This is a genomic window from Paenibacillus sp. UASWS1643, from assembly GCF_008693195.1.
GTDB classification, from domain to species: Bacteria; Bacillota; Bacilli; order Paenibacillales; family Paenibacillaceae; genus Paenibacillus; species Paenibacillus amylolyticus_B.
Map to the genome: position 1 here is coordinate 1679474 of NZ_VXKZ01000115.1, position 18267 is coordinate 1697740.

Below are 18267 nucleotides of genomic sequence, written 5' to 3' on the forward strand. Positions count from 1 at the left end.
AGTTTCATTTGTAATTCTACCAACGGTTCCTCTATCGTAACGGATACAACAATTCAACGGGTTCTAACATCAGCTCTTCTTGGAAGATGTAATTGTGATCGGCTCCAACGATACAGAGGATTCTTTTGCCTGGATGAGCTTCAATGGTATTTTTGACTCGTTGAACCATAATCTGATTACGGACCACCCATCGAAAGTTCTGCGCCTTCGCGTTTACCTGATGCAACCATTCATACTTTTGTCTGGTTACACGATCGAACTCCTTTGAATTAAAAGGAATCTCGCCAAACTGATACGTCTCCATTTGCTCCGCAAACCAATGATCATCCCGTTGTTCAAGTTCTTTGCGTTCCACGCCCGAATAACCGTTGAATGGATCAAAAGCATTCCACACATCCAATTCAAACCAGTCAATAGGGACAAATGGGATGTTATGCTCCTCGCATAAAGGGAATACCATATCCCAAAACTCACTTGCCGGTTCTCCCCAGTATCCTCTATCATTTTGGTCCTTCAGATATCTCAACCAACTCTGTGGATGAACTTCACCACAAATGAGATCTGGCTTAAACTCAGTTATCACATTCTTGTAAAGAGAAAGAGAACAATGATATCGCTCCCTGAGTTCTGGATTATGAATGGTGCCAATTATGCCAACCGTTGTCATGTGCCCAGCTCCTTTATCATGTGTATATCTTTCGGCTCTTTGTCATAAAGTTCATGATCAATTTCACTAGTAATCTGGCTGCCCTGGCTTCTGTAAAAGGATACTGCCGATCTCGTCTCTGTGGAGGAGATATACAGATACTGTGCGCCACGTTTCTTAGCCTCTTCACCTAATTGGTTTAGAATACGTTTTCCAACGCCTTGTCTTCTGTACCCGCGTGAGACATACATCAAGTCAACTTGTAATTGATTTTGTTCTTTTCCTCTAAGTTGATGTGCCAGCACTCCAAATCCAATTAATTGATCGTCAGCAAACGCGCCATATGCCATGCCACCTTGTTCTAATTCGTAGACGTATCGATTTTGAATCTCCTCCAAAAGCTTTTCATCCCAGTTGGAGCACTCATGATTTTGTTCAAGCTCAACCAATCGATTCTCTCTCATTTCATAGATGAGATCAATATGTTCCGAGCGATCTATTGCCTGCAACTGATTCACATCATCCAGGGTCAACGTTCTATACGTTATCATGGTCGTTGCCATCTCTCCTTTAGTTTCAAAACAGATGTCCTCCAAGTTAAATCAGCTTATTTTAATTTCAGGTAACTCATTCAAATGATTTATTTCGATAGTGTATTTCTTAAGCTTATGGTTCTCAAGTCCATCCCATCTGTCTGAGAAACGATAAAACATATCTCCGAAGTTCATCCCTTCAGGTAATACATCCACAAGCTTTATTTCATCAATTTCAGACTCCGGTAAACTCTCCAGCAATTTAACCTCAGCATAAGAAACCATACCAAAGCTCCCATTCCATTCATATACACCATAAGGTATTAATTCGAAGCGTACTGCCCCTGTCTCTTCATAGAGTTCTCGACTTGCCGTGTGTAAAATTGTTTCCCCTATTTCTTTGTTGCCTCCTGGGATCTCCCAACCTCCTCTTTTCCTATTTTTGATAATGATGAATTTATTGTTGTATTTAGCGATCACAACTGCAAATTTGATTAACTCTGGATCAAGTTCATCTAGAACAAACCATTGGCTCATGTTATCTCTCCCATAAACAACTATTCTCTCAAAATATAATCGTTAAACCACTGAAGTGGTAACAAACTATCATCGGATATAATTGTTGTGAATACCGCAACCAAACCTCGCTTTTGGTTAACAAAGATATACTGTCCTCGTCCACCGCCCATACCCATAGCATAAAACGTTTTATTTTCAGCTTCTTCTTGCTTGATGCTTTTCATTAAGCGCCAGTGGTAGCTATATAAGGTGTTGGAAGTAAGAGAAGGACTTACACTTCTAGCAATCCAGTCAGCAGAGATGAGTTGTTTCGAATTCCACTCCCCATTCTGAGCGTATAACACCCCAAACTTCAGCATATCTTCGATCTTCATTCGCAAACCAAAGCCCCCTACAGCAATCCCTTGTGTATCCTGATACCAATGAAAATCGTCAATACCTAAAGGTGCAAATAAGAGCTTTTTAGCAAAATCAGCTGTGTTCATACCAGTAGCCCTCTGTAATATAGCGCTGAGTATATGAGAACTCCCACAACTATATTTCATTTGAATTCCAGGTTCGAATTCAACAGGTTGTTCAAGAACAAATTTTGTCCAATTCCTAGATGGAATCATCGCTTCATTCCCCGGATAATGCAGGCCCGAAGACATCGTTAAAAGATGCTTAATCGTAATCCCCTTTTTGCTATCACCCAAATCGTTAAAATAATTTACAATTGGAATATCCTCGTGCTCAATGTAGCCTTGTTCTATAGCAATTCCCATCAATGCGGAGAGCACACTTTTGGTAATTGAATTCACTTTATGTTGTTTTTCTTTCGTTTTTCGATTTCGATAATATTCATATTGAATTGAGTTTTCTCGGTATAATATGCAGCTCTCCGCTTTATTTCGTTTTATCTCTCTTTCAAGATCATTAAATTCGCTGATATCTAACACTCCCTTGTGGCTCCCATACTCTCCGCCATCCTTTTGTTTCTACAAAAATCACCTGACGTTACGTCCAGTGCGACGTTAAGTATTCGTCTTATAATCTTTTCTTCAAGAAATATTGAACGATTCCATCGGGATACTCATCAATTAATCCAAAGACTTTATATCCCATCATCTTGTAGAATTCAGGAGATTGATATGAAAATGTGCTTGTGTGTGCAAGCTTACATCCTAATTCAGAAGCCATGCTTTCTGCTTGCATGATTAAAGATTTTCCATATCCTTTCTTTCTGTGTTCCACATCTATCCAAAAATTATCAATATATAACGTTTCACAATATGTAGCACAGAAGATCCCACCAACTGCCTTACCTGTCTTGTCCCGTAAAAAAAGATTTATAGTTTGTCCAGGCTTGTTTAATAAACCATTTGTTTCAGAGACATTATAGTTATATAAGTTATTACAAACGGTTTTATAGTCTTCTTCATTATCATCAAATGCGATTTGTAATTCTTCCTCATGATTCATACTATTCAATGTTTAGGTCACCTCATTTAGAAAATCATCACATGTAATCTTTAACACTATTAGAATTTTTCACCTTATTGCCAACCTGTCACTAACTACTTCCAAATGATGTTCAATCAACTGTATAACTTGTTTTTTATTCTTAATGATTGTTGCAGTCTTACGGTTTTTGTTAATTGTACATATAACTTCTTCTATATTATATTGATGATTCCACTTCACAATCATCTTGCATAAATCCTTGAATGACTGCTTGTAATTCCACGGTTGCAAGCCCATTCTGGACAATACAAACCTCTTTATAATCCGATAATCTCTAATGAAAACATTTGGAGCTAATACAAAAATCAAATCCGCTTCCTGGATGGACTTTATTGTCCAATCTTTGCACTGTACTCCTTCTATGATCCACGCTTCTGAACTGACAATAGATTGGACGGATTCATCCCTCATACTTTCAGGATATCTCAGATTTTCGGCGCTTCTGTCCCATATGAGATTGTCTAATTCATAGGAAGGAATACCGTATTGATCCGACAATTCTTTGGCTAATGTTGATTTCCCACTCCCGCAAGATCCGATAATTCGAATTTTCATACATAATCTTTCTTCAACAATGCATAGATGACATTATCAACAAATCGATTTTTCCAATAATAGTTTTCTTTCAATATGCCTTCTTCACTGAAGCCAATTTTCTCAAGCAACGTTCTTGATCCCTCGTTCTCTGGCTCTACAAAAGCTTCAATTCGGTTTAAATCAAGGTTGTTAAATCCATATTCAACAATCTTCTGAGCGACCTCGGTCATGTAACCCTGCTGCCAGAACTCCGGTGCTAACTCATATCCCAGCACAGCTTTATAATGTTGTTTCATCCAACCATGAAAGCCGCATGTTCCAATAATTCTGTTGTCCGATTTCAAAGCAATTCCCCAGCGGATAACCTGACCATTCACGAATCGTTCAGTCCATCTTTGTATGAGTTCTTCTGCTTGTTTTATATTCGTAAAACTTTGTACATCGTAGAATTTTGTAACTTCATCTGACGAAAAATATTGAAATATGTCTTGGGAATCACTCTGTTTAATCTCTCTTAACAGCAATCTTTTGGTTTCTAGCAGGAAATCGAGTCATATTCACTTCACCTCAATCGAGTATACTGCTACATTTTTCCCAATTATATCTACGTCCTTCTCGTGTTTCATGCCATTTTTTTGCGCGACTTTCATAGAACCCACATTGCCATGTTGAATTAAAGATATTAATCTTTTCTGTTTCAAGTGATCCATGCCATATTCTTTCCACGCTTTTGCTTGTTCATATCCGTAACCCATTCCCCAGTATTGTTCGATAACCCAGTAACCAACTTCAAGCTCATCAGTGCCTTCAATAATTTGAGGAATCAGTCCAGAGGTTCCAATGCACTTGTTATCCTCTTTATTGAATGCGAGGAACAGCCCCTTATCATCTTTGTTCCAGTTGATGAACTTTTCCAGGCTTTGCATGGTTTCTTCCTTCGTCCAGGGTCCGCCATGTCTTATAAATCTCATCATATTTGGCTCACGTGTCATCTCAAAAAGTAAATCAAAATCATTTTTGGTATATTTCCTAAAATTAAGTCGCTCTGTCTCTACCATACTCTCATCTCCCTTTTCTTATATTTCACTTCAAAATCGTTTGTTCGCGATCTACTGTCGATGTGAAAAATGCTTGCCTAATTTCTTCGCGAAATACTTCTTGATAACGGTGTCTTCCGATCTGATCAAAACGCGCTTGAACTCGCTTTACGTGTTCTGTATCTGACTTTATCTTTTTCTCAATCTCTTCGTATTGTTCAAGGTTATCGTATTCCCACATCGCAAAAATTTCACTGGTTTCATCATCGATTGGTGTGTGCCATCTCCCAATTAGTCTTGATCCGTATTTCAATTGGGATGGCAGCAAAATATCATTAAATAAAGCATTAAACTCTTCTACAAAAGAAGTCGCAATAATATAGGTTTTTCTCCTATATATCATCATGTGTACCTCCTTATGTGTAATAGAAACAGTACACCTATCTCGTCACAATTCCCGAACAATTTTTGGAGAATACCTAGCTGAATAATCTTGGATTGTTTAAGTCCTTGTAATTCATAGTTTGACATATTAGCGATCCAATGAGGTTCAAAACATATGATTCTACCCTCATGTACTACACTGTCGATCATCTTCTGAAGAACGGTGATAGGCTCTGTCATATGTAATAAGAAGGCATGACTTATCGCAATATCGTATTGACGTTTCACTTGCACCGTTTCAATGTCATCTACTATAAAAGTTGTTTGATAAGAAGTCTTTGAGAAAATCTCTTTGGCCTGCTTAATCAATTCCTCCCCCTTATCTAATCCGGTATAGGTTGATCCTTCGGGTAATATAGGAAGCAGCTTCAACCCGAGATAGCCATAACCACATCCATAATCGATAAGATCTACTGACTTTTCAATCTTCCATACACGTTGAACCAAAAACTCAAGATAATCATCGTTATAGTAAAGCCACCGCGTATTTCTCAGATATTCAATTTGGTCGTCCCAATAGTAATCAGACAAGGTGAAATCCCTCCTTCATAAGATGTAATCGTATTCATAAACATTCACATATCATGGGGAAGCGGACTAGAGTCTGTCTTCAAACTCAGGCGATTTTCTAAGGAACACAGGACATCTTATTCGGCCTTCACGTCCTCTTTTAAAATTGTAAGGAACATGAGACATCTTATTTCCCAAAATCATCTGACAAAAACGCTACAAAAGGATATTTTTTCTGGTATAGCGTGTCTCAGATTCCTTAGATTTCGAAAGGCGTTTCAAATCCCCGAATAAGAGGTGTCAGGTTCGTTAGAGTTTAACACCTAACACTAAACTTAATCCTATGTTAATGCATATCAACGAAAGCATGGGGAGGTCTATCAAACCTTAACAGTTAATCCCATGCTCCTTTATCACCAGACCGATAGTTTTGACCTCGTATCATTCTCATCCGTTAAATATTCGAGAGATTCAAATCCCTGTCTATTTATATGATTATATAATTCCTCGACTTTTTCTAGATCTTTACAATAAACCGTGACGTAGATACTATCGATCACAAGAAGAACCATCTGACACTCACTCTCCACATAATCTTCATAGGTGATTACATCTGTTATTTGTGTGCCTTTTGGAAATGCTTTTAAATTCGCAAATATTAAATAATACTCGTTGTTATCAATAATCTTCTGTAATTCTTCTCCATTCATACCAATAATCATATCCGGAAAAAGATCATCCCCTAACGAATCACCCTCAATGAAATAGGATTCTTCTCCACCAATAAACCAATCGAAATTAGATACCTCCATTGGTTTTAAAGTCTCCCCAAGAAAGCGGCCATAGGTATTTGGTATTTCAAAACGTATTCCTCTGTTCATCAACTCACCCTTTTTACGCATATATAATTAGTACATTAATATTTTTGATTTTTGGATTACAAACGTAATCGAAATTAATAAAGAATACAACTGCACAAAGCTATTGATATTGACATTCCAATTTTATGCCTCTGGAGACTATGACTGCTCATATTCAGTTTTTAAGATACTCATGCAAACACTATCCCAGTATTTCCCCTTTTTATATATCTTCTTTCTGTATCTTCCTTCTTCTTTAAAGCCACATTTTAAATAACATTTGTAAGCAGTCTCATTATACTCGTACACTTCAAGTTCTAATCTGTTTAAATTCAGCTCTTCGAAGACAAACTTCTGTAGTACACGGATTGCTTCACTCCCATAACCTTTACCTAAAAATTCTTTTCTCCCTATTACAATTGCTAAACATGCAAAGCGGTTTTTATAATCAATTTTGTACAAATCAATCTGACCTATATAATCTAGCGAATCCTTTAATCCGATAATAAAACTTCTATTTGAAGACTTGCCTTCAACCATTGTCCTGAAAAAGACTTCTGTCTCATAACTCGAATGAGGATACAAAAAATTATCTGATAATGTCCCTGTGATCTCTGGGTCGTTCACCCATTGTTTGATGTAATCCACATCAGAGTCCTGGTATTCTCTTAACACAATTCTTTCTCCATAAATACGAGACATCGATAATCCCCCCAACGAATTGGTTATTCAACTCTCTTGCATTTTTACAATTCGTAGCATAGTAACAAAGTAATTACTTCACTCGATATTTCTCATTATTTATAATTTCACTTACTATTTCAGGTAATTGTTCTTCTGTAAAATGATTAGTATACAGCTTGTTATCTACTCTCAGATCCAGATGATTTTCAAACGCATCCAGCAAAAGCACACTTCTTTCTTTCATTTGATGTTCCTCTGCTCTTAGAAGGTCTCTATGAATAACGGTTTGACGATCCACCATCAATACAACATAGATTACGCGAACATGATAGTCTGCCAATTCTGTCATTAATCCATCAATGTCTTCCGGAAAGGACACATAGTCCAAAACTACATCGTATTTATAATCCAATAAGTTTTTCACCAGACTAGATATGTTTTTCCACGTTAAGTCGTTTGTATCCTTATCAAGCCAGGGTTTACCTCGCCCTTTAACCGGAAAGTGACTAACCGCATCTCCAGAGATGTATGCACTTTTCTCTAAAGTCTGAACTAACAGCTTGGAAGTTGTAGATTTCCCTACTCCTGGCGGTCCAGATACAATATATAGGTTTTTACTCATTTCGTATTCCCCTTACAATATCTTTTGAAAACTTCCAATATCCAGTTTTCTATCAAATTTATATCCGATCTCTTTGAACAGAGCACATTGTTCATAACCATTTCTCTCGAATAATGATTTACTTCTGGTATTCTCCATGCAAATCGTCGCAATTAAGGTATGGAACCCTTGTTCTTTTGCAACCTTCTCAATAAAACGAAGTGCTTGTTTGCCCAAGCCTTTTCCCAAAATATCGGGCTTCAAATATATGGTGACTTCTCCGCATATGTCATAAGCCTGTTTACTCTTATATTGGGTGATCAGAACATAGCCCATCATTTGATTGTTTTCGAGAATTACGTAAGTTTTATACCGCGTATCCTTGTTCATCACAGAGGATTTAATCTGATCAAGGTCCAATTCCTCCGTATGAAACGAAATCGTTGTATTCATTACATAATAGTTATAAATCTCTCTAATTTCAGGGAGGTGCTGTTCGGTTACTTCTTCAAACGTCACAGTCGTCAATTAGGTTCCATCCTCTTCAGTTCATTTGCTTCAAAATAATTTCGATGATTTCACTGGTCTCCAGATGATCGGTAACAATGTGGGTTTGAAATTGTTCATCCTTGAAAGCTTCAACACACTTGGGCGCTTGTTGATACTGCCAGCCTCCATATTCATCTCCTCGTTTCGCCAAACGATGATATATCGTCTCTTCTGTAGCCGTTAAGCAAAAATGATAAATGTCCTGATCGATCTCTTTCAACCCATTATAGATGTAATTAAAGTTTTCCTCTTTATAGATGGTCATGGGGACAATTAAGTGTTTGTTGTATTTCTGCTTTACTTCTTTAGCCGTCTTTACGGTTAGGATTCTCCACAACTCGATATCTTGAAAATCATCCGTCCGTTCATTCTCCTCTCTATAATTCTCCGGGAGAAGTTTTCTGAGCATATAACCAATTTCTTCAGGATCATAGATCATACTGTTGGAAATTAAAGGTTGAAGTGCTTTTGCTGCCGAAGTTTTCCCCGAACCAAACGCGCCGTTAATCATAATGATCATTGGATCAATCCACTCCTAATAAACAAATGGTTTCAATACACACCAAATTTTCCCTGTCCACATTTTCATCCATTATAAATGTTTCCCTTCAACTTTTGTATTACAAAATGTCCAAAAACACGATGAAATCCCATTGGGCTTCCAATGGGATTTCATCTCTGTACATTTTTCAATTAACCCTGCGATAATTAATTTATTTCCAAGTAATCAATATACACGTCCCATGTTCCATCATCTGCAGTTACAACCAGCTGAATCTCCTGGTTTCCGGTACCGTGACTAACATTATTGAGCGTATACACCGCAGGGCTGTTTCCTCCGAAGTAAAAGGTCCCCTTGGTCTGTCCGCCAATCTTCAAATCCACTCTAGCCATATTGGCATTGTTTGAAGCCCCCCGAAGTGAAAAATTGTGAGTGCCCGTTGCAAAATACTGCGTGTATTTAACCAAATCATTGTTAGCGTACAGCACTACTCCATTGAAAGGAGAGCTTATATTCCCTGTGTACTGGCCACCTTTGGTCATATTCTCAGCTTCCACTTTTGTTGAAGTACCTGGAGGATTGGTGGTGCCTCCATCAGGCGCGACTGCCCGACCTGTCGCCGGTGAGATCATGCCGGAGCAAAGGCCACGATTCTTCAGATTTTGTGCAATCTGCGGAATGGCCTGAAGTGTCGTCTGGTACTGATCATGCATTAGTATGACATCACCACTTTTCATCGTGTTCACAGCCGCCACGATCTGGGCTGCGCTGGCACCATTCCAGTCTTGGGAATCCACGTTCCACAGTACTTCCTTCAGGCCGTTTTGGCTCACAACGGATTTCAAGGTCGCATTTGTCGCACCGTAAGGAGGTCTGAACAGTTTAGGTGAACTTCCGGTAATGGACTGGATCGTCTGCTGTGTCCGAGTAATCTCTGACGACATCTGAGAACTGTTTAATGTAGTCATATTCGGATGTGTATAGGAATGATTGCCAATCCACATACCAGCTGCTACTTGTGCAGTAACCAGAGATTGATTATTTTGCGCATTTTGTCCAACATTGAACATCGTTGCCCGTAAACCGGCCTGCTTCAACGCGTTAAGCATGTTTGTTGTATTTCCAGATGGGCCATCATCAAACGTCAGACCTACATAACCATTCGGACAACTTACCTCTGCAGCACGAGCATCGGGCACCGCCGGAATAGAAAACAAGGTACCGAAAAGTGCGAGAGATATTACCGCCTTTGCTAGCTTTACTTTGAACATAAAATACCTCCTCATATTATATTCACAGCATAATACCTTCTACACTCCCTCTCTTTATCGGACTTTCATCCCTCCAATAAAAGCGCTTTCAAATGCACGCAATCTGCTGCGTGCTTTCTCTTAGATAAGAACTTTTAGTTCAAGGTAAATTAAGTATAAACGAAAGGATTATTTAAAGTAAATTGAATTTTATCCAAAATGTTCTATTTTTTATGTGTTCTAGAATCGCCTGTTGTACATCTCCCGTCTAGCACTCTCCTGTGTAAAAATGTCCTCCGGGGGTACCATGCGCTTCGGGAGTGTGCGCCCTGCAATAATTTCTTTTGTAGCCTGCATAAGCTGGGGACCAAGCAACGGGTTACATTCCACCACAGCGTTGATTTTCCCACTCGCCAGAATTTCAAGTGCTTTGCGGGAGCCGTCCACCGAAACAATGATAATGTCCTCTCCCGGCTTCAGTCCAACTTCTTCTATCGCTTGTATGGCGCCAAAAGCCATTTCATCATTATGGGCAAAAAGGACCTGCGGCCGTTCGTCTTCCGGGACCTGAAGGAATTCTTTCATGACTTGTTTGCCGTTGTCCTCCGTAAAATCGGCAGGAGCACTTTGTGAGAAGATGATATCTGCTCTGGTTTCCAAAATGCTTCTAAAGCCCTCGCCACGCTGGATAGAGGGTGTAGAACCACTCGTGCCTTGCAGTTCGGCAATCCGTATCATACCCGGATGATTTCGCATCCGATCCTGAATGTACTTCCCGGCCTTCACACCTTCCTCATAAAAGTCCGATCCAATCGTTGTCACAAAAAGTGAAGTGTCTTTGACATCAACTGACCGGTCTACGATGATCACAGGTATACCTGCATCCCTGGCCTCCTGAAGAATACCATCCCAGCCCGATTCAACGACCGGTGCAATGGCAATGACATCCACCTTTTGCCTGATGAACGACCGAACAGCCTCGAACTGTTTCGTCTGAGACTGTTCTGCATTTTTTATTACAAGGGAGATTCCCGATTCAGCCGCAGCGTTTCGAATAGACGTGGAGTTTGCCAGACGCCAGGCACTCTCTCTGCCCAGTTGTGAAAAACCCAAGACAATCGGTTTGGTAGAGGTATCCCTTGCTACCGCTGATTCCATCCATTCCTCAACAGAGGGGAAAGTTTCCAAGTTGTTAGACGAGATGGGAGGAGACACAGATTCAGACTCAGGTGTTGTACAACCGACAAGCAGCAGCAGCAGTATGAACAAACACAACCCGATCACATGTCTTCTCATTCACGCATCTCCCATCTCCATGTTAGTCTCAGCATTCCCCAATGCAGAGCGCATATTGTTATATCGTTGTGTCGGTATCCTTATTCAATATCATTTAATTCGATCAACTTAATGCAGTGATTTCGAGGATACTCTCCGCCCGCTAAGCAGTCGTTGGAATAAAATAAAAACAAACAACATTAGGCCAATCACAATCTTGGTCCACCATGAGCTTAGCGTGCCTTCGAAGCTAATTATAGTTTGGATAGCCCCCTGGATCAATACACCAATAAAGGTTCCCGCCACATACCCCACACCACCTGTTAACAAGGTGCCTCCGATTACAACAGCAGCGATGGTATCGAGTTCAAGACCCATGGCGTGTAATCCATAACCGGATAACATATAGAAGGTGAAGACAACACCGGCAAGCGCGGAGCACAAACCGCTGAACGTGTACACCAGGATTTTGGTACGTGCAACCGACAGTCCCATCAGCAGCGCGGATTGCTCGCTTCCGCCGATGGCGTAAACGTTGCGCCCGAACCGGGTGTAATGTGCCAGGTAGATTGCGAGCAGTACAATGACCAGAGCAATAATCACATTAATGGAGACAAAGCTGCCCCCTGGCAGGGAAATTTTCGCCTGCGCAACCTGTGTGTAAAATGGATTCGTAATGGTAATGGTGTCGAGACTGATGACATAACACAGCCCCCTCGCCAAAAACATACCGGCCAGTGTCACGATGAAGGGCTGGATTTTAAAATAGTGGATGATAGCCCCCATGACTGTGCCAAACAACGCACCCATGACAAGCACCATCGGTATAACGATCGCAGGCGACCACCCTTGCTTCTCGACCAGACTTGCGCTAATGATAGTCGTCAGCGCAATGACAGAACCTACCGACAGGTCGATTCCTCCCGATACAATCACAAAAGTCATGCCAATCGCAGTGATAATCAGAAATGCGTTATCAATGAGAAGATTAAGCAGGACCTGTGTGGAGAAGAACCCCGTATACCTGAAAGAGCCTATAGCAAACATCACAGCCAGCAAACCGAAGGTGACAAAGACCGGGAGATACTTACGATTAAGAAACATGGCGGTTAACCCCCTGTTCGGCTGGAAACTTCCGTTTTTTCCAACGGATCACCATGGAATTGCGGAAGGAATCAGATTGAATCAAACATACGGCTAATACAACGAAGGCTTTGACAACCAACGTAACTTCTGGTGGAACGCCAATCATATAGATCGTCGTTGTTAAGGTTTGAATAATCAGCGCTCCAACGACGGTACCCATGAGATAGAAACGTCCACCATTGAGCGAAGTACCCCCGATCACTACAGCAAGAATGGCATCGAGTTCATACCACAGACCTGCGTTATTTCCATCCGCACTGGATACATTTGAGCTGAGAATAAGCCCGGCAATGCCGGCACACAGACCACAGAAGACATATACCGTGAGAATAACTGTTTTTGAACGAATACCTGCCAGTTGGCTCGCGTTTGCGTTACTTCCAACCGATTCAATAAACAGTCCCAGTGCCGTTTTTCTCGTCAGCAATGAGGCAACAAGCAGCACAGTTAATACGATGAAGATGGAGAAAGGCAATGCTGCAAGCGAACCTGCCCCGATATAGGCGTAGTTCGCGTTGGATACAGTAATAATCTGTCCACTCGTAATTAATTGCGCAATCCCACGTCCGGCTACCATCAGGATAAGCGTTGCAATAATGGGCTGGATTCGGGCAACCGAAACCAGCGCCCCGTTCCATATGCCCAAGATCAGTGAGAGACCTATAGATAATCCAAGTGCACCCAACACAAGCCAGAGCGAACTCTGATCCACTCCTCTGCTGATGCTCATACAAGCCACAGCACCGGAGATCGCTACAATGGAGCCCACGGACAAGTCGATACCTCCGGTCGCAATCACCAGTGTCATACCGATCGATACCAGAATTAAAGGCGCTCCAAAATTGAGAATATCAATCAAGCTGCCATACAGATTCCCTTCACGCATGACGAGGGAGAAGAAATCCGGAGAGTACAGCAAATTAAAGATTAAAAGTAAACCAAGCATACATAACGGCCAAAACAAATGATGTTTACGCATCTTGCCCGCCATCTCTTTAACCTCCTGCCATTGCTTTCATGATTTGCTGTTGATGGATCTGATCCCCGCTAAGTTCTTTCACTTTTTTGCGGTCCCGGATTACGGCAATCCGGTGGCTGACACGAATCACTTCTTCCAGCTCGGACGAAATGAACAGCACGGCCATGCCCTGCTTCGACAGAGAGAGCACCAGCTTCTGTATTTCAGTCTTGGCACCGATATCAATTCCACGCGTAGGTTCATCGAGAATCAACAGATCGGGGTTCATCAGCAGCCACCGTGCAAGCAACACCTTTTGCTGATTACCGCCACTCAGATTTTTAATTAAATGCTCCGGGTTTTTCGGATGGATATTTAACAGGTTGATGTACTTTTCGGCGATCTCATCCTGTTTCTTGCGTGAGATTGGTTTGGACCAACCTCGTGTCGCTTGTAAAGCCAGAATAATGTTCTCCCGGATGGTCAGATCATCGATTATGCCTTCGGTTTTACGGTTCTCGGAGCAAAAAGCAATATTCTGATCAATTGCATGACGCGGCGACTTGACCGTACTTCCTGTATCTACAACGAGCAGCTTGCCTACATCTGAACGATCTGCACCAAAGAAAAGGCGAGCGATCTCGGTACGACCAGACCCCAATAACCCAGCCAAGCCCACGACTTCTCCCTTGCGAATGTCCAGATCAAAAGGCTCAATTGCTCCTTTGCGTCCAAGTGCCTTAGCGGTAATTAACAGTTCTCCCGAATCCGCCTGGGCAGCATCCGCTTCCTTCGGAAGCTCCTCAAGCACCTCGAGCTCCTTGCCGATCATCTTGAGCACCAGTTCCATGCGTGGAAGCTCTGCGGCTATGTACTCTCCTTCCAATTCCCCGTTACGGAGCACCGTTAGACGATCCGACATTTCGTATACCTGATCAAGAAAATGAGTAACAAAAAGAATTGCGAGACCTTCACTCTTTAATTTGTGCATAATACGAAACAGTTGCTGAACCTCGTTTTTGTCCAGACTGGATGTGGGTTCATCCAATATGAGCACTTTTGCCGAGATGCTGAGTGCTCTTGCAATTGCAATCAGTTGTTGCATCGCGACCGAGTAGGTCTGTAAAGAAGCCTTAACGTCGATGGACAGATGTAATCTGTCTCGCAGAATGTTCTCCGCATCTTTGTTCATTTGCTTCCAATTGATTTTGCCAAATCGCATCGGCTCCCGCCCGATGAAAATATTCTCAGCGACCGTTAAGTTCGGACAGAGATTAACCTCCTGGTAAACGGTACTGATTCCCGCCTTTTGCGCTTCAAGCGGGCCGGAGATCGAGAGGTCACGGTTATCCATAGTTACCGTTCCTTCGTCAATGGAATAAACGCCGGTCAGAACTTTAATAAGCGTTGACTTCCCCGCTCCGTTCTCACCCATCAAGGCATGAATCTCGCCCGGAAACAAGCGAAAGCTGACGCTGGATAACGCTTTAACCCCGGGAAATTGTTTGGTGATACCTGTCATTTGCAAAATGGGTGCTTGCTCGGCCATATAACCCTCTCCTTTGTTATGGAAAAAAGTCATTTAGCGACAGCCTGGTCGAAAAATGACTTTTCGGTGTTATACGAATCTGCTTTTAATATTCACGTGTTGGCAATGCTTCTTTGGCTTGCTCCGATGTGAAGGTCGTCTCATCCGTAACGATTCGGGGTTCGATGTCTTTCCCGTCTACTACCGATTGAACCGCTTCCATTAATTGAGGTCCTAGCAACGGATTACATTCAACGATAAAGTTGATTTTGCCATCAGCAGCAGCCTGCATCCCATCCTTCACGGCATCCACAGAGATAATGGTAATATCTACGCCTGGTTTCAATCCTGCCGCTTCAATGGCCTGAATTGCACCAAGTGCCATATCGTCATTATGTGCATAGAGAACATCTATTTTTTTATGTGCTTTGAGGAAAGCTTGCATGACTTCTTTGCCTTTGGCACGTGTAAAGTCACCCGATTGTGAAGCAATCACTTTAAGCTTCGAATTGGAAGCAATCAATTCCATAAAGCCCTCTTGACGGTCATTCGCGGGTGCGGAGCCTGTTGTACCCTGCAGCTCAACAATGTTGATCTCGTCTTGTGTGTCCTTGTATTGGTCACTAAGCCACTGACCTGCTTTGCGTCCTTCTTCTACAAAGTCGGAGCCAATAAAGGTTTTGTAGAGGGTTTTATCCGGCGAATCCACAGCACGGTCCGTCAAAATCACGGGAATGCCTGCATCCTTCGCTTCCTTCAATACGGTATCCCAACCGGATTCTACAACAGGGGAAAAAGCGATCACCGTCACCTTCTGCTGGATGAAGGATCGCAAAGCTTTAATTTGATTTTCCTGCTTCTGCTGCGCATCGGAGAATTTCAAATCATAACCCGCTTCTTTGGCTGAATCCTGAATCGACTTGGTATTCGCCGAACGCCAGCCACTCTCCGCACCAACCTGCGAAAAACCAAGCGTAATTGTTTTGGCGCTGGCAGGTGTACTGCCATTCCCACTCGTTGAAGTTTCATTATTGGAGCCTGCTCCTCCATTCGTACTGCTACATGCCGTGCTGACCAGCATCACCATAGCCAATGTTATGGCAAGTCCCCACTTTTTTTTGGTTCGCATGTTGTGATCCTCCCTTTTTTCGTTTCACCTTGTGGTGTGACCACATTATAGAACGCTTTCATTCCGAGCTTATATGGAGTCTCATACTTTATTTATGTAATAATTTAAGTAATTTAAAAAAATGGAGTTTAAAAAGTGTAATTTCTTTGTTTAATTGTGTAGTATTTAGCGATTCTCTTACATATTAGAAAATCATGTTATACTAATGATACATTTTTGATCCCTTCAGATGGAGTGGAATACGTTGAAACTCATTCAATGGATTGCTTCAAGCCTCAGGCTTAAATTACTCAGCATGTTTATCATCCTCAGTTCAGTACCACTGATCGTGGTTGGATTGATTTCTTACCACAAATCCTATACGGTCGTATCCAATCATAACAAGGCCTCGACACAGCTGGTTGCCGACCAGCTTGCCAGGAACATTGACATCTTGTTTGAGGATACGGAACGGCTGCTCGAACTGGGCAAGAACCCGCAAGTGCTTCAATATCTGTATTCTCAATCGGAGTCCTACCCGGAAGCCAAAGCCATCCTTCAGACATACAATCTATATCGGGAAACTTACAAGTATGACAAGGTACTTAATATCTCGTTCGTGAATTTTTACGGAAAAGGCATAAGTGAACGAAAAGGCGTGTTCAAGCTGGAACGAAATCCGCTGCGTAACCCGTACTTCAAGTATCTGATACAGTATCCGGATGCCATTCTGCGCATCCCTCATTCTGCAGCCTATGCCGAATATAACAGGCTGGATGGGTTTGCTTACCCTAAACAGAATGCGCTTTCAATTATAACCACGGTCAAAGAGCGAATTACGCATGAGGTCATCGGGTTCATAGTAATTGATTTGAATGATTCGTTCATTGATGATTTTTTGATGAATACCCCTATTAAGGATTCCGGTTTTTTCTATATTAGTGATCAATACGGAAATACACTCTTCAGGCCGGATGCCACCCCGGCATCCATAACCATGATGGATCAGATCCGATCGGTTCCTTTACATCTACAGCACGACAGCTTTATCCTGTCTGCAGGATCCAAGCCCCAGTTTGTTGTATACAGCACCTCAAAACAGACCGGATGGAAAATGATTGGCGTAGCTCCTTATCAGGAAATCATTGCAGAGGCCAATAGCATTCGCCAATTGATCATCATTACGGTTTTGTTAAGTGCTTTCTTTGCGATATCGTTATATTTCTTCCTGAATAATCGACTGATTCTTCCCATCCGGATTCTGATGAACAAGATGCGTAAAGCTGCAAACGGTTACTTGGAAGCCAAAGTCACACCACACGGCTCGGACGAAATTGCTGATCTGGGCAAAAGCTTCAATGTGATGCTGGATAAGCTCAAAATGCTAATCGAAAAGAGCATTCGAGAGAATGAACAGGTGAAAATTGCTGAACTACGTACGCTGCAAGCTCAGATCAACCCTCATTTCCTCTATAACACGTTGGAATCCATCCTATGGATGGCTGAAGCAGAGAAAAAAGAAAATGTAATCAAACTTGTGCAGGCCCTTTCGAAATTCTTTCGTTTGAGTCTGAACAAAGGATTCGACTGGGTATCCATTCAAGCCGAGCTAGAACATGCGCGAAGTTACTTGGTTATTCAACAGATGAGGTACCACGATATTCTCACCTACGAGATCAGCGTTGATCGTGAGCTTCAGGATTATCCCATTTTGAAAATGACGCTGCAGCCCCTGATTGAAAACGCGCTCTATCATGGGATCAAGAACAAACGCGGTCAAGGGCTGATATCCATACACGGATATGTAGAGGACAATAGCATCATTCTCACCGTACAGGACAACGGAATTGGCATGTCTGCGGATCGATTGGCACAATTACGTGAAGAGCTGGAGAAGCCGGCCGCTTCCCGTTCACCCCAAGATGACGAGCAGGAAGGCGGATTCGGTCTGCTCAATGTACATCACCGGATTCGACTATATTTTGGACCATCTTATGGTGTTGAAATGGAAAGTACGTATATGGAAGGCAGCACATTTATGATTCGTATCCCCAAAAGCAAGGAGGTTAACCGTTGA

21 protein-coding genes and 1 pseudogene are annotated in these 18267 nt (G+C 41.9%); 1 reads left to right on the forward strand and 21 read right to left on the reverse strand.

The annotated features are described in order from the left end of the window. Positions 1-31: 31 nt before the first annotated feature. The 21 genes and pseudogenes from FE296_RS31470 to FE296_RS31570 form a co-directional block, all read right to left on the reverse strand. On the reverse strand, positions 32-526 hold the full coding sequence (locus FE296_RS31470; RefSeq protein WP_223869111.1) for a hypothetical protein: 495 nt from the start codon (positions 524-526) through the stop codon (positions 32-34). Between the two features lie 137 nt (positions 527-663). Next, complete coding sequence (locus FE296_RS31475; RefSeq protein ID WP_150367578.1) at positions 664-1197, reverse strand: GNAT family N-acetyltransferase; 534 nt, start codon at positions 1195-1197, stop codon at positions 664-666. A 51-nt stretch (positions 1198-1248) separates the two neighbouring features. After that, positions 1249-1716 (reverse strand): NUDIX domain-containing protein, encoded by a 468-nt coding sequence (locus tag FE296_RS31480; RefSeq protein WP_150367579.1) that lies wholly within the window; start codon positions 1714-1716, stop codon positions 1249-1251. Between the two features lie 20 nt (positions 1717-1736). Next, a complete protein-coding gene (locus FE296_RS31485) occupies positions 1737-2636 on the reverse strand; it encodes a serine hydrolase domain-containing protein (protein ID WP_223869112.1) in 900 nt (299 codons plus the stop codon). An 88-nt stretch (positions 2637-2724) separates the two neighbouring features. Continuing rightward, positions 2725-3159: a GNAT family N-acetyltransferase gene (locus FE296_RS31490; protein ID WP_124114185.1), complete on the reverse strand. Its 435-nt coding sequence runs from the start codon at positions 3157-3159 to the stop codon at positions 2725-2727. 69 nt (positions 3160-3228) lie between these two features. Next, the gene (locus FE296_RS31495) at positions 3229-3756 is read right to left on the reverse strand and encodes a P-loop NTPase family protein (RefSeq protein ID WP_150367580.1); all 528 of its coding nucleotides are present in this window, start codon (positions 3754-3756) and stop codon (positions 3229-3231) included. Next, on the reverse strand, positions 3753-4262 hold the full coding sequence (locus tag FE296_RS31500) for a GNAT family N-acetyltransferase (RefSeq protein WP_317889438.1): 510 nt from the start codon (positions 4260-4262) through the stop codon (positions 3753-3755). The genes FE296_RS31495 and FE296_RS31500 overlap by 4 nt, the downstream gene beginning before the upstream one ends. Positions 4263-4295: 33 nt before the next feature. Next, positions 4296-4796 carry a GNAT family N-acetyltransferase gene (locus tag FE296_RS31505; protein WP_124114181.1) on the reverse strand — a complete coding sequence of 167 codons (501 nt, stop codon included), beginning with the start codon at positions 4794-4796 and terminating at the stop codon, positions 4296-4298. 25 nt (positions 4797-4821) lie between these two features. Next, entirely contained in the window at positions 4822-5178 is a 357-nt protein-coding gene (locus FE296_RS31510; RefSeq protein WP_150367730.1) for an NIPSNAP family protein, read from the reverse strand. Positions 5179-5234: 56 nt separating this feature from the next. Further along, positions 5235-5750, reverse strand: a pseudogene (locus FE296_RS31515) (class I SAM-dependent methyltransferase); the annotation flags it as partial. 392 nt (positions 5751-6142) lie between these two features. Beyond that, the gene (locus FE296_RS31520; RefSeq protein WP_124114180.1) at positions 6143-6610 is read right to left on the reverse strand and encodes a DUF2691 family protein; all 468 of its coding nucleotides are present in this window, start codon (positions 6608-6610) and stop codon (positions 6143-6145) included. Between the two features lie 138 nt (positions 6611-6748). After that, complete coding sequence (locus tag FE296_RS31525) at positions 6749-7291, reverse strand: GNAT family N-acetyltransferase (protein ID WP_124114179.1); 543 nt, start codon at positions 7289-7291, stop codon at positions 6749-6751. A 73-nt stretch (positions 7292-7364) separates the two neighbouring features. Then, positions 7365-7895, reverse strand: coding sequence for a P-loop nucleotide/nucleoside kinase family protein (locus FE296_RS31530; RefSeq protein WP_150367582.1), 531 nt, complete (start codon positions 7893-7895; stop codon positions 7365-7367). 12 nt (positions 7896-7907) lie between these two features. Next, positions 7908-8393, reverse strand: a complete 486-nt coding sequence (locus FE296_RS31535) for a GNAT family N-acetyltransferase (RefSeq protein WP_223869114.1) — start codon at positions 8391-8393, stop codon at positions 7908-7910. A gap of 25 nt (positions 8394-8418) precedes the next feature. After that, positions 8419-8943: an AAA family ATPase gene (locus FE296_RS31540; protein WP_150367584.1), complete on the reverse strand. Its 525-nt coding sequence runs from the start codon at positions 8941-8943 to the stop codon at positions 8419-8421. A 188-nt stretch (positions 8944-9131) separates the two neighbouring features. Continuing rightward, complete coding sequence (locus FE296_RS31545; protein WP_150367585.1) at positions 9132-10196, reverse strand: polysaccharide deacetylase family protein; 1065 nt, start codon at positions 10194-10196, stop codon at positions 9132-9134. A gap of 219 nt (positions 10197-10415) precedes the next feature. Continuing rightward, the gene (locus FE296_RS31550) at positions 10416-11471 is read right to left on the reverse strand and encodes an ABC transporter substrate-binding protein (protein ID WP_150367586.1); all 1056 of its coding nucleotides are present in this window, start codon (positions 11469-11471) and stop codon (positions 10416-10418) included. A 108-nt stretch (positions 11472-11579) separates the two neighbouring features. Next, positions 11580-12554: a galactofuranose ABC transporter, permease protein YjfF gene (gene yjfF / locus FE296_RS31555; RefSeq protein WP_150367587.1), complete on the reverse strand. Its 975-nt coding sequence runs from the start codon at positions 12552-12554 to the stop codon at positions 11580-11582. After that, positions 12544-13587 carry an ABC transporter permease gene (locus FE296_RS31560; RefSeq protein WP_083657362.1) on the reverse strand — a complete coding sequence of 348 codons (1044 nt, stop codon included), beginning with the start codon at positions 13585-13587 and terminating at the stop codon, positions 12544-12546. The genes yjfF and FE296_RS31560 overlap by 11 nt, the downstream gene beginning before the upstream one ends. Positions 13588-13591: 4 nt before the next feature. After that, positions 13592-15103, reverse strand: coding sequence for a sugar ABC transporter ATP-binding protein (locus FE296_RS31565; protein WP_150367588.1), 1512 nt, complete (start codon positions 15101-15103; stop codon positions 13592-13594). A gap of 85 nt (positions 15104-15188) precedes the next feature. Then, positions 15189-16211: an ABC transporter substrate-binding protein gene (locus FE296_RS31570; protein WP_150367589.1), complete on the reverse strand. Its 1023-nt coding sequence runs from the start codon at positions 16209-16211 to the stop codon at positions 15189-15191. Positions 16212-16455: 244 nt separating this feature from the next. On the opposite strand from FE296_RS31570, the gene FE296_RS31575 reads away from it, so the two are divergent. Continuing rightward, a complete protein-coding gene (locus FE296_RS31575) occupies positions 16456-18267 on the forward strand; it encodes a cache domain-containing sensor histidine kinase (RefSeq protein WP_150367590.1) in 1812 nt (603 codons plus the stop codon).